At 70.6% G+C, this 10,075-nt stretch carries 7 protein-coding genes and 1 pseudogene; 4 read left to right on the forward strand and 4 right to left on the reverse strand.

Annotated elements, in window-relative coordinates:
* Nucleotides 1-56: 56 nt before the first annotated feature.
* The 4 genes from CKO41_RS17095 to CKO41_RS17110 all read right to left on the reverse strand — a co-directional run bounded on the left by CKO41_RS17095 (nt 57) and on the right by CKO41_RS17110 (nt 6,320).
* Nucleotides 57-608, reverse strand: coding sequence for a hemerythrin domain-containing protein (locus CKO41_RS17095; protein WP_200254300.1), 552 nt, complete (start codon nt 606-608; stop codon nt 57-59).
* Between the two features lie 330 nt (nt 609-938).
* Complete coding sequence (locus CKO41_RS17100) at nt 939-2,714, reverse strand: NAD-binding protein (protein WP_200383159.1); 1,776 nt, start codon at nt 2,712-2,714, stop codon at nt 939-941.
* 30 nt (nt 2,715-2,744) lie between these two features.
* Nucleotides 2,745-3,128: a DUF6394 family protein gene (locus CKO41_RS17105; RefSeq protein ID WP_200254296.1), complete on the reverse strand. Its 384-nt coding sequence runs from the start codon at nt 3,126-3,128 to the stop codon at nt 2,745-2,747.
* Between the two features lie 345 nt (nt 3,129-3,473).
* Nucleotides 3,474-6,320: a cation-transporting P-type ATPase gene (locus CKO41_RS17110; RefSeq protein ID WP_200383162.1), complete on the reverse strand. Its 2,847-nt coding sequence runs from the start codon at nt 6,318-6,320 to the stop codon at nt 3,474-3,476.
* A gap of 444 nt (nt 6,321-6,764) precedes the next feature.
* Between CKO41_RS17110 and pip the strand changes: the two genes are divergently transcribed.
* The 4 genes and pseudogenes from pip to CKO41_RS17125 all read left to right on the forward strand — a co-directional run bounded on the left by pip (nt 6,765) and on the right by CKO41_RS17125 (nt 9,477).
* The gene (gene pip / locus CKO41_RS17115) at nt 6,765-7,727 is read left to right on the forward strand and encodes a prolyl aminopeptidase (protein WP_200383160.1); all 963 of its coding nucleotides are present in this window, start codon (nt 6,765-6,767) and stop codon (nt 7,725-7,727) included.
* Nucleotides 7,724-8,161, forward strand: coding sequence for a D-aminoacyl-tRNA deacylase (dtd, locus tag CKO41_RS17120; protein WP_200383161.1), 438 nt, complete (start codon nt 7,724-7,726; stop codon nt 8,159-8,161). Before pip ends, dtd begins: the two co-directional genes overlap by 4 nt.
* Nucleotides 8,162-8,273: 112 nt before the next feature.
* Nucleotides 8,274-8,567: pseudogene (locus tag CKO41_RS18970) on the forward strand (SLC13 family permease); the annotation flags it as partial.
* A gap of 124 nt (nt 8,568-8,691) precedes the next feature.
* On the forward strand, nt 8,692-9,477 hold the full coding sequence (locus CKO41_RS17125; protein WP_338115612.1) for an SLC13 family permease: 786 nt from the start codon (nt 8,692-8,694) through the stop codon (nt 9,475-9,477).
* The last annotated feature ends 598 nt before the right edge of the window (nt 9,478-10,075 follow it).

Raw genomic sequence — 10,075 nt, forward strand, 5'->3', positions numbered from 1 at the left:
GGAGACGGGGCGCGCCTCACCGCCCTCGGTGGGCCGCGGCCGACCGAGGGTGGCGATCAGGGTTCCGCTTGCTGCATCAGTTCGCGGTAGAGGTTGCGGAACCGGGTCACGTCGGGGACGACGAAGAGCGGATCGCTGGCATCCGGGGCGATCTCCGCGAGGACGACCCAATCGGCGTCGGACAGTCGGGCGAGGGCCAGCGGAAAGGCCTCGCGGTCCTCGAGGTCCATGTGCTGGCGCAGCGTCGCGATCAGTTCGCGGCCCTGGATCTCGACCTCGTCCCGGCGCAGCACCTCCTCGTTGACGATGCCCTCGAGCGATTGGCGGAAGCGCCGATTCATCTGGCCGATCTGGCCGTGCTGGTGCATCAGCACGTCCAGGACCTCGCGTTTCTCGACGCCGAGCGCACGCAGCCGCTCGAAGATCAGGTCCTCGGTTCGATGATGGACCTGATCGGCGTAGATCTCCATGTACTCGAGCATCTCGCAGAGCAGTTCGAAATCCGGCTCCGTCCCCTCGCTGAAGCGATCGATGAGGTGCTCGAGGAGTTCCAGCAGGCGAGCGAGGCGCTGATGCTCGAGGTCGAGACGATGGATCAATGGATTCATGACATATCCTCTTGCACGACGCCCCGCGGGCGCAGTGGCGGCCACGCTGTCGGACCGGGGTTCCTGGGTGCCTGAGCACGTTGGCTGGCCCCGCCTTCACCCCGCGCGTCGCCCAGCCGTTCGGGCGACGAGGCCAGCCCGACTAGTATGACATTCGACCCGGCGTTTCCAAACGTTGACCAGGTGACCCTCTGGGTCCAGGGCGTTGGAGCGACGCCCGCTTCGCCTGCCGGCGCGCGGTCCTCGACTCGGGGGATACTCCGGTCTTTTCGGGACTTTCGCGGTTTCTCGTCGTTCGCGCGCCCGTTTCGGTCGTCTCTGAACCCTTTCTCATCGGTGGTCGCGGGTCGCCTCCGCGTCCTGCGTCGAGGTCGGCCGGGCGCGCTCGGCGGCGCCCAGTCGCCGCGCCAACCGAGGACCGAGCCACCGCCAGACGCGCCCTTCATAATGGCTGCGGCCGGTCAGGACATAGCGCAACGCGTGCGGATTCTGCAGCGTCAGCCCCATCCGCGCGCGCGCGATCGGCAGACCGCAGAACAGGAGTTGGTCGCCGCGGCCCAACGGCAGGTCGCCCGGCGGCAGCAGCCGGCGCTCGCCCCCGCGCACGTGCAGCAGCGGGATCATCGGCAGCGGCGCAGCGCGGTCGTGCGGATCGCATCCCAGGGTCGCGAGCCGGATCTCGGTGCCGGCATCGAGCGCCGTCTGGACCGCATGGGCCTCATCGAGGCCGACGGTCAGTTCCCATACGGCGAGGGTCTCCTTCAGGACCAGGGCGTTGATCCGCTCGACGAGCTCTCGCGCCCAGTCCTCGTCCTGGCGGCGGGCCTGGCGGCGGAAGTCGGCGAGGAGCGGCGTGGCCAGCAGCAGCTGGATCCGCTCGGCGATGATCGCGCTCGGGTGCATGATGATGTCGGCATCGACGGCGCAGAACAGGCCGTGGTTGTCCGACTGATTCTCGCGCGCGACGACGAACAGGGTGTCGTTGAGCTCGCGCGCGGTCATGATGATCGAGAGGTTGTTGGCGTCGTCGTCGGTCCCGGCGATGAGCCCGACGGCCTCGGCGATGCCGGCCTCCTCGAGCGTCGGCGCCTCGGTACCCGGGCCGACGATCAGTCGGGTGCCCTCGGGTCTGCCGGTGCGCTCCGGACGCGCCTCGATGAAGACGAGTTCGAGCCCCTGGGCGGTCAGGTGGCGATGCAGCGCCTTGCCGAAGCGGCCGTACCCGCAGAGGATCCAACGCCCGCTCGCCGGTGGCGGGCGCGAGGTCGGTGGGGTGCGGCGGGCGTCCCCTGTGAGCCACTCGAAGAGCCGCGTGCGTTGCGGCGCCTGGATCGCCGTCGCCAGATACAGCGCGAAGGTACCGAACGGGTCGTAGATGTGATCGGTGCCGAACGAGGCCATGTTGGCCTCGACCGCGACCGAGTCGGCCCGGCAGATCACCGGCACCCGAGGGTTCAAGAGCTTGGCCGTGATCGCGATCTTGAGGTTGGTGGCGTTGACGTCGGTCAGTGCCGCGATCCCGGCGCAGCAGGGGTGGTTGAGGCCGGCGTCGAGGAGGCGCGCCGGGCTGCGGGCATCGGCGGCCAGCGCCGGCACGAATTCGCGCAGGTTCTCCAGTTGCAGCAGCGCGATGCGCTCGGGCTTGATGTCGATCGTCACGGCGCGCCGGTCGCGCTCGGTCAGGGCCCGCACCAGGGTGCCACCGGTCTCGCCATAGCCGCAGACGAGATAGAAGGGCTCGCAGAGGCCGCGCACCTGACGTGCGAAGCGCTGCTCGGCGAGGGCGCGCTGGAAGGTCTTCTCCTGGAGCAGCGCGATCAGCGTGCCGGCCGAGTAGAGCCAGACGCTGACGGTCAGGAAGATGCAGAGGCTGGTCCAGAGCCGCTGGGCATCGGTGAAGGGGTAGGGGATCTCGCCGAAGCCGATCGTCGTCGACATGTAGCCGACGAAATAGAAGGCGTGGAAGAAGCTCATCGGCGCCGGGGCGCCGGTCGCGTCCCGGCCCGGGATCAGGACGAAGCCGACGATCGCGATCGTGTAAGCGACGATGAGCGCCAGCAGCGGCGTGCGCATCCGGCGGAAGACGAGAAAGATGATGTGGTTCACGGCGACCCCGGCGCCGATCCGCGGCGCTGTTCAGCGGCGCAGCATCACGGTCTCGATGATGAGCAGGACCACGGAGACGACGTTCGCGATCATCGCCCCGCCGGCCAGCGAGACGATGCTGGCCATCGTCGAGGGCGTCATCCCCGCCTCGGTTGCATGGACCGCGATCGTCCAGACCAGCGCCGCGGCGATGAGCTGCAGGATCGCGACCAGGCTGGTCGCGAGCAGTACGGCCCCCATCTGGCTGCGGTCGCCGAACTTCAGCACGGTCGCGATCAGGTTGACGACGATCACCGCGAACAGCTCCCAGCCGTGGTGATGGTCCGGATTGTCGATGTCGCCGACGAAGAACCCGAAGTTCAGCGTCAGGGCCAGGACGATGAAGAAGCCGAAGACGACCTTCTCTGGGTTCATGGGGGCGGTCCAGTGTCCGAGGGCGCTTGGGAAGGCATAGCTGCGGGCGACTGTACCGCGCCGCAGCGTTTCGCTCCAGGGGACCTTGAAAGATTGCCATCCGGGCGATTCTTCAAGCCGCCTCGCGCCGGCCGTCACCCGGGGCGCACCGCCCGCCGGGCGGCTGCCCAGGGTGTGTCCGATCGGTCACCGCGGCCGGGCTAGGGAAGCGCTGAAGTATTCAGCGCTGCCCGTGCGGGGCAGGAGCCCCGCCATGTTCAGTCGCGATCAGCGACTGAACATGAAGGAAGTCGGAAACCGCGCTTTCGACTTCCGTGCTGATTCTTGGCCAGGACGGCCGATAGATCAGCGTCTCCCTAGCCAGCGACGCACGACGGCCTTCTCGGCCTCGACGAGGAACAGCACCGAGGCGGCGATGAGGACGATGCGGCCCCAGGTCGCCGCATCGAGCGCGGCCGTTTGGAACAGCGCGTGCATCGGGGCGGCATAGGTGAGGGCAAGTTGCATCAGCACGAGCACGCCGATCGCGATCAGCACATAGCGGTTGCCGAGCAGGCCCTCGCGGTTGAGGACCGGGTCGATGATGTAGCGGGCGTTGAACAGGTAGAAGATCTCGAACATCACTAGCGTGTTGACGGCGACGGTGCGGGCGTACTCGATCTCGGCGCCGCGCCCGAGCTCCCAGAGGAACAGCGAGAAGGTCCCGGCCATCAGGATCAGCGAGACGAAGAGGATCCGCCAGAGGAAGAAGGGCGTCAGCACCGGCTGCCGGGCGTTGCGCGGCGGGCGGCGCATGACGCCCCGCTCGGGCGGCTCGAAGGCGAGGGCCAGCGCCAGCGTCACGGCCGTGATCATGTTGACCCAGAGGATCTGCACCGGCGTGATGGGCAGTTCGGCGAAGCCGAGCAGGATGGCGCCGAGGATGATGAGCGCCTCCCCGCCGTTGGTCGGCAGGATGAAGAGGATCGACTTCATCAGGTTGTCGTAGACGGTGCGGCCCTCCTCGACGGCGTGCGCGATCGACGCGAAGTTGTCGTCGGCGAGCACCATCTCGGCGGCCTCCTTGGCCACCTCGGTGCCCTTGTCGCCCATCGCGATGCCGACGTCGGCGCGCTTGAGGGCCGGGGCGTCGTTGACGCCGTCGCCGGTCATCGCCACGATATGACCGCGCTCTTGGAGCCGGCTGACGAGGCGCAGCTTGTGTTCGGGGGTCACGCGCGCGTAGACGTCGATCCGCGCGACCTGCTCGCGCAGCGCCTCGTCGTCGAGCGCCTCCAACTCGCCGCCGGTCAAGGCATCGTAGGGGTTGACGAGGTCGAGTTGGGCGGCGATCGCCCGTGCCGTACTCGCGTGATCGCCGGTGATCATCTTGACGCGGATGCCGGCGGCGCGGCAGCGCTCGACGGCGGCGATCGCCTCCGGGCGCGGCGGGTCCATCAGGCCGAGCAGGCCGAGCAGGGTCAGGTCGCCATCGACATCGGCGAAGGTGAGCTCGCCCATCTCGGTCGCGACCGGCTTGACGGCGACCGCGAGCACCCGCTGGCCGCTGGCCGCGAGCTTCTCGATCCAGGCCTGCCAATAGGCCGGCTCGAGCTCGGACTCGCCGGTCGCATCCCGCTGGTGTGCGCACATCTCCAGGATCCGCTCGGGCGCCCCCTTGACGTAGATGACGGCCTCGCCCGCGTGACTGTGGTGCAACGTCGCCATGAACTGGTGTTCGGACTCGAACGGGATCAGGTCCGTGCGCGGCCAGTCGCCGGCGACGATGGCCGGATCGAGCCCGCCCTTGAGCGCCGCGACGAGCAGGGCGCCCTCCATCGGGTCGCCGTTCACGCGCCAGTCCTCGCCGTCGCGCACCAGGCCCGAGTCGTTGCAGAGGGCGACGGCCCGTAGCAGCTCGTGCAGACGCGCGTCGCCGTCGGCGCGGTAGTCGCGCCCCTCGTGCAGGATCCCGCCATGCGGGTCATAGCCACTGCCCGAGAGGGTCAGCTGCCGTTCGGCCAGGGCGATCGTCTCGACCGTCATCTCGTTGCGGGTCAGGGTGCCCGTCTTGTCCGAGCAGATGACGCCGACCGTGCCGAGCGTCTCGACCGCCGGCAGGCGGCGGATGATGGCGTTGCGCCCGGCCATGCGCCGCACGCCGATCGCGAGCGTGATGGTCATGATCGCCGGCAGCCCCTCGGGGATCGCGGCGACCGCGAGCCCCACGGCGGCGAGGAACATCTCGGGGGCCGTGTTGCCGCGCACCAGGACGCCGAAGGCGAAGGTCAGGGCCGCGAGCGCGAGGATCGCGCCCGTCAGCCAACGGCCGAACTGGGCGACCTGTCGCAGCAGCGGTGTCTGGAGCTGGCGCACGTCGGCGACCAGCGCGCTGATGCGCCCGATCTCGGTCGCCGCGCCGGTGGCGATGACGACGCCGAGCCCCTGACCGCGCGTGACCAGCGTCCCCGAGTAGGCCATGTCGCGGCGATCGGCGAGGTCGGTGTCGGCCGGGCAGGGGGCCGTGTCCTTCTCGACCGGCAGGGATTCGCCGGTCAGTGCCGACTCGTCGACCTGGAGCCCCTTGAGGCGGATCAGGCGCAGGTCGGCGGAGATCCGGTCGCCGGTCTGCAGCGGCACCAGGTCGCCAGGCACCAGGTCTTCGGCGCCGATCTCGCGGCGCACGCCGTCGCGCAGCACCAGGGCGTGGGGCGAGAGCATCTGGCGGATCGCGCGCAGCGCATCCTCGGCCTTGCCCTCCTGGATGAAGCCGATGATGGCATTGATGAGGACGACGCCGAAGATGACGGCCGCGTCGACCCAGTGCTGGAGCAGGATGACGACGACGCCGGCGCCGATCAGGACATAGATCAAGACGTTGTGGAACTGGGCGAGGAAGCGCGTCAGCGGGCCGCGCGACCTGGCCTCGGGCAGGCGGTTCGGGCCGTGGCGGGCGCGGCGCCGCTCGACCTCGGCCTCGTCGAGGCCGGTCTCGGGGGTCGCCAGCCGGGCCAGCACCTCGCGCCCCTCCAGGCTGTGCCAGGACGTCACCGGGTCGTCCGTCGCCGCCGCGGTCGTGGTCTGGTCCGCTCGTCGTGTGGCGCGCTGCCGGATCAGCCAGAACGCGGCGAGGCCCAGCGCCGTCGCGAGCGCCAGTCCGAGCAGCCAGCCGCCGCCTGCGAGCGGGATGGGCCAAGTCGCCAAGTCGATCATCATCTTCCTCGATTCGTTCGCCGTGCACGTGCAACCCGCGTGCTGGGCGCAGCACCCCCGCGGGGGCGGGATGCCGCGACACTGGCGGGTGTTTCGGCGCCCGGCAAGGACGCCTGATGCGCGGCCGGGATGGCCGATCGGTCGGTTTCTCCGGGCGGGCGCCGGGGATCGTCGGGCCTCGCGTCGTCTCGCCACCCCCGAACTACCTGGATTCGAGACGGCTTTCGAGGGCGGACCCTTCTAGGAGTGACCCCGCGCCGCGGCGAAGGTTCGCCGATCCGCGCGCGATCTCGGTCGTGGTCCGTCGCCGCATGCTAGGGCAACTCGCGCCGGGATGCGATCCGCAACGGGCCGTCGCGTGTGCGCTGGCGACCCTCCGAGCGGCCCGTGGCGGCGGCGTTCGCGGCCGTTGCGGGCCGACCGGCGCGCTCGTATGCTGATGCGATGCGCAACGACCCACCCGATCTCTACCCGCCGCTCGAGCCCTACGCGGTCCACCAGCTCGCCGTCGACCCGGTCCACCGGCTCTACGTCGAGGAATGCGGCCGCCCGGACGGCATCCCGGCCCTGTTCCTGCACGGTGGGCCGGGCGCCGGCTGCGAGCCCGCGCACCGCCGCTTCTTCGATCCGACGCGCTACCGCATCGTCCTCTTCGATCAGCGCGGCTGCGGCCGCTCGATCCCCCATGCCGAGCTGGCCGCGAACTCGACTTGGCACCTGGTCGCCGACATCGAGCGGATCCGCGTCGAGCTCGGCATCGAGCGCTGGCTGGTCTTCGGCGGCTCCTGGGGCTCGACGCTCGCGCTCGCCTACGCCGAGACGCACCCGGAGCGGGTCGCCGCGCTGATCCTGCGCGGGATCTTCCTCTGCCGCGACGCCGAGATCCGCTGGTTCTACCAAGAGGGCGCGAGCTGGCTCCGCCCCGAGGAGTGGCGGGCCTTCGTCGCGCCCATCCCGCCCGAGGAACGCGACGACCTGCTCGGCGCCTATCATCGCCGGCTGATCGGCGACGACGAGGGGGTGCGCCGCGAGGCCGCTCGGGCCTGGTCGCTCTGGGAGGGGCGTACCGCGACCCTGCTGCCGAACGCCGATGTCCAGGCGCACTTCGCGGATTCGCGGGTGGCGCTGAGCCTGGCGCGCATCGAGTGCCACTACTTCGTCAACCGCGCCTTCCTCGAGCCCGACCAACTGCGGCGCGACGCCGGGCGCCTGGCGGGGATCCCCGGCGTCATCGTCCAGGGCGGCTACGACATCATCTGCCCGGCCCGCTCGGCCTGGGAGCTGCACCAGGCCTGGCCCGGCGCGGAGCTGCGGATGGTCGCCGACGCCGGCCACTCGGCCTTCGAGCCGGGCATCCGCCGTGCGCTGGTCGCGGCGACCGATCGCTTCGCCGCCGAGCGGCGATGATCGGCCTGATCCAGCGGGTCAGCGAGGCGCGGGTCGTCGTCGGCGGCGAGACCGTCGGCGCCATCGAGCGCGGCCTGCTGGCCCTGATCGGGGTCGAGAAGGGCGACGATGTCGGGCGCGCCGACCGGCTCCTGGAGCGCCTGCTCGGCTACCGGGTCTTCCCCGACGAGTCCGGCCGCATGAACCTGAGCCTGGCGACGATCGACGGCGGGCTCCTGCTCGTCCCGCAGTTCACGCTCGCGGCGGACACCCGCAAGGGCACCCGCGCGAGCTTCACGAGCGCCGCGCCACCGGTCGAGGGCGAGCGGCTCTTCGACTACCTGGCCGCCCAGGCGCAGGCGGCCCATGCGCATGTGCAGTGCGGGCGTTTCGGCGCCGACATGCAGGTCGCGCTCGTCAACGACGGCCCCGTGACCTTCTGGCTCCAGGGCTGACCTCGAGACCGAGCCCGGGGGCCGCTCTGGTCCCGACCCCGCCGCCACCCACCACCGCGACCTCCCGATGACTGCGCTGATCCTGACGGTCTTCGTGCTCGTCTATGTCGGGATGATCCTCGGCGGGCTGCCGTTCCTGAAACTCGACCGCACCGGCGTCGCGTTGCTCGGGGCCATCGTCCTGGTCGCGAGCGGGGCGATCGACGAGGAGGCGGCGCGCGATGCCGTCCATGTGCCGACGCTGGCGCTGCTGTTCGCCTTCATGGTGATCTCGGCACAGCTGCGCCTGAGCGGGTTCTACGACTGGGTGACGCGGCGCATCGGCGCCCTCGCGCTGACGCCGCCGGCGCTGCTCGCGGTCCTGATCGCGGTCACTGCGGTGCTCGCCGCGGTCTTCAGCAACGACATCGTCTGCCTGGCGATGGCCCCGGTCCTGGCCGAGATCTGTCTCGCCCGGCGGCTCGACCCCGTGCCCTTCCTTCCTGCTCGCGCTCGCCTGCAGCGCCAACCTGGGCTCGGCCGCGACGCTGATCGGCAACCCGCAGAACATGCTGATCGGCGAGTCGCTGCAGTTGTCCTTCGCCGGCTATGCGCTCAGCGCCGCGGTGCCGGTCGTCCTCGGCCTCGCGGCGACCTGGGCCATCATCGCGTTGCTCACGCGCGGGCGCTGGGACCTGGGCGAGGGCGCCGCCCGACCGATTCCGCAGACCGACCAAGAGCCGGGGCGGACGCTCGATCGCTGGCAGAGCATCAAGGGGCTCGCGGTCGCCGCCGGCCTCTGCGCGGCCTTCCTGTTCGCCCCCTGGCCGCGCGACCTGGTCGCATTGGCCGGCGCCGCGCTCCTGCTCTGCAGCCGCCGGTTGCACTCGCGCCAGATGCTGGGCCTGGTCGACTGGCAGCTGCTGGTCCTCTTCATCGGCCTCTTCGTCGTCAACACGGCGTTGCAGCAGACCGGGCTGCCCGAGCACCTGGTCGGCGCGCTCGCCGCCGCCGGCATCGACCTGTACGCCCAGGCGCCGCTCTTCGCCGCGACCTTCCTGTTGAGCAATCTGGTCTCGAACGTGCCGGCCGTGATGCTGTTGCTGCCGCTCGCGACCGGACCCGAGGCGGGCACCCTGCTGGCCCTCGCCAGCACCTTCGCCGGCAACCTCCTGATCGTCGCGAGCATCGCCAACATCATCGTCGTCCAGGCCGCCGAGCGTCGCGGCATCGCGATCGACTGGCGCACCCACGCCCGCGTCGGCCTGCCAGTCACGCTCGTGACGCTCGCGATCGCCGCGGCGAGCCTCGGGATCGGTGTGCCGGCCTGGCACTGACGCGGCGCTGATCCGACGGCCCCGACGACATCGGCACGGCCCGGACGGGGCGGCGTGGCCTGCCGTCGGGTTACGCCCCGGGGGGGCTAACCCGACCTACGCCCCGACGACATGGGCGCGGCCCGTAGCCCGTAGGTCGGGTTAGGCGCGCTGGCACGGCGGTTGGGGTAAAACAAAGGATTGCGCGCGCCGTAACCCGACGTCGGCCTCGGTCGGGGCGGCGTGGTCTGCCGTCGGGTTACGCCCCGGGGGGGCTAACCCGACCTACAGCCCCGACGACATGGGCGCGGCCCGTAGCCCGTAGGTCGGGTTAGGCGTGCTGGCACGGCGGTTGGGGTAAAATAAAGGATTGCGCGCGCCGTAACCCGACGTCGGCCTCGGTCGGGGCGGCGTGGTCTGCCGTCGGGTTACGCCCCGGGGGGCTAACCCGACCTACAGCCCCGACGACATGGGCGCGGCCCGTAGCCCGTAGCCCGTAGCCCGTAGGTCGGGTTAGGCGCGCTGGCACGGCGGTTGGGGTAAAACAAAGGATTGCGCGCGCCGTAACCCGACGTCGGCCTCGGTCGGGGCGGCGTGGTCTGCCGTCGGGTTACGCCCC

The sequence above is a fragment of the Thiococcus pfennigii genome, assembly GCF_016583835.1.
Taxonomy (GTDB): Bacteria; Pseudomonadota; Gammaproteobacteria; order Chromatiales; family Chromatiaceae; genus Thiococcus; species Thiococcus pfennigii.